The organism is Citrifermentans bremense R1, assembly GCF_000426865.1.
Classification (GTDB): domain Bacteria; phylum Desulfobacterota; class Desulfuromonadia; order Geobacterales; family Geobacteraceae; genus Geomonas; species Geomonas bremensis.
Genome location: NZ_AUGE01000083.1, coordinates 1 through 1,193 on the forward strand (window position 1 = coordinate 1; position 1,193 = coordinate 1,193).

The 1,193-nt window shown below is 54.5% G+C and carries 1 protein-coding gene; it reads left to right on the forward strand.

The features are described 5' to 3' along the window. Positions 1–1,053: IS5 family transposase (locus tag K419_RS0118920; protein ID WP_026842908.1), on the forward strand; the 1,053-nt coding region annotated here is incomplete at its 5' end. Between the last annotated feature and the right edge of the window lie 140 nt (positions 1,054–1,193).

A 1,193-nucleotide genomic window follows, 5' to 3' on the forward strand; every position in this document is an offset into this window, starting at 1 on the left:
GTGACCCCCGAATCCTTCGTTCCCAAGGATCATCCCCTCCGGTCCATCAGGAAGATGGCTGATGACGCCTTGGCTGGAATGGACAAGCTCTTTGACAGCATTTATGCCTCTGCTGGTAGGCCGTCCATCCCGCCGGAAAAGCTGCTCAAGGCTCAACTGCTGATGATCCTCTACTCGATCCGCAGCAACCGACAACTTGTTGAGCAGATCCACTACAACTTCTTGTTCCGCTGGTTCCTGGGAATGGCTCTGGATGAAAAGATCTGGGACCACTCCAGCTTCTCCAAGAACAGTGAGCGACTCATCGGTTCCGAGGTTGCCGCCGTCTTCTTGTCCAGAATTCTTGAGCAGGCAAAACGTAAGCGGCTGCTGTCCAACGAGCATTTCACTGTCGACGGAACTCTCATCGAAGCTTGGGCCTCGATCAAGAGCTTCAAGCCGAAAGATCCACAGGATGGCCCACCATCTGCCTCCGGTGGTGGCAAGAACGAGTCCGTCGATTTCAAGGGAAAGAAGCTCAGTAACGAAACCCACGGCTCGGATACAGATCCCGACGCCCGCCTCTACCGCAAGGGAAAGACCAAAGAGGCGAAGCTCTGCTATCAGGGGCACACATTGATGGAGAACCGCAACGGCCTTATCATCAAAACCGCAGTCACTCTGGCAACCGGCACAGCCGAGCGCGAAGCGGCAAAGAAGATGATTCAGAAACTACCGCGGACGTCGCAGCGGATCACCTTGGGCGCGGACAAGGGTTACGACACCAAGGATTTCGTGAAAGACCTGCGACAGCTCAACGTCACGCCGCATGTCGCGCAGAACAAGAGCAACAGAAGGTCAGCGATCGACGGCAGAACCACGAGCCTTCTTGGCTACACCATCAGCCAGAGAATCAGAAAGCGAATCGAAGAAGGCTTTGGCTGGATGAAGACCGTGGGCCGGCTGCGCAAGACGATGTATCGAGGAGTAGAGAAGATCGCAATGCAGCTTGACCTACATGCAGTCGCCTACAACCTGGTACGAATGTCCAACTTGGGCCTTGGTGCCACCTGAATGGCCTCCGGGCTCTTCATGGGACTGAAATCTGGCAGTATAACCTGTTGTAAAAGAGCAAAAATCACGACAACAGCAGTTCAGCAAACGTCAGCAAAGGCTGTTGCTGACATCCGCCGCTTTATTTCAACGGCCTGCTA